This is a genomic window from Vibrio sp. 1249-1 (genome assembly GCF_033340495.1).
Map to the genome: position 1 here is coordinate 1 of NZ_JAWOWJ010000220.1, position 935 is coordinate 935.

The window sequence follows — 935 nt, forward strand, 5'->3', positions numbered from 1 at the left end:
CGGGTGCAGTTGGTGTGATACAAAACAAACGTGGGATGCCGAAGAAAAGGATCTGCGTCCTATTGGTGATATTTTGGTGAAGACGGAAGATTCTCCGACTTGGTGCACGGCATCGGCTGAAGACATCGTAGAACAATACAAACAGCAAGGCTTCAATGCGAAGCATATTGTTATCACTGGTGGTGAACCGTGCATTTACGATTTGCGTCCGTTGAGCAAAGCGTTTGAAGATATGGGCTGTCAGTGCCAAATTGAAACCAGTGGGACATCAGAAGTCGTCACGTCTGAAAAAACGTGGGTGACAGTGTCACCGAAAGTGGCGATGAAAGGTAAATTGCCTGTACTGAAAAGTGCGTTGGAGCGTGCTAATGAAATCAAGCACCCAGTCGGTACGCAAAAAGACATCGATCATCTTGATGAACTACTTGCAAACGCTGATATAAAGACAGAAACGGTGATCGCTTTACAACCAATCAGCCAGAAGCCTCGCGCAACTCAGTTGTGTATCGAAACGTGCATCGCGCGCAATTGGCGTCTATCTATTCAAACTCATAAATACCTAAGAATTGCTTAAGCTCGGAGAGTAAAATGAAAAAAGCTGTTGTTGTTTTCAGTGGCGGACAAGACTCGACAACCTGTCTCGTGCAAGCCCTTAAAGAGTTTGATGAAGTGCATGCAATCACTTTTGATTATGGCCAACGTCATAAACTGGAGATCGAAGTTGCACAAAAGATCGCCAAAGATCTTGGTGTAAAAGCGCATAAAGTGATGGATGTCGGTTTACTGAATGAACTTGCTATCAGCTCTCTGACGCGTGATGACATCCCTGTTTCTCACGAATTACAAGAGAATGGCTTGCCGAACTCGTTTGTGCCTGGCCGTAATATTTTGTTCTTAACTCTTGCTGGCATTTACGCTTACCAAATCGGTGCCGA

Annotated in this window: 2 protein-coding genes; both read left to right on the plus strand. The window is 45.0% G+C overall.

The window, feature by feature from the left end:
• The coding region (gene queE / locus R7Z50_RS25360; protein WP_318149464.1) for a 7-carboxy-7-deazaguanine synthase QueE at window positions 1-574 on the plus strand (574 nt) is incomplete at its 5' end.
• Window positions 575-588: 14 nt separating this feature from the next.
• Window positions 589-935: 7-cyano-7-deazaguanine synthase (locus tag R7Z50_RS25365; RefSeq protein ID WP_318149465.1), on the plus strand; the 347-nt coding region annotated here is incomplete at its 3' end.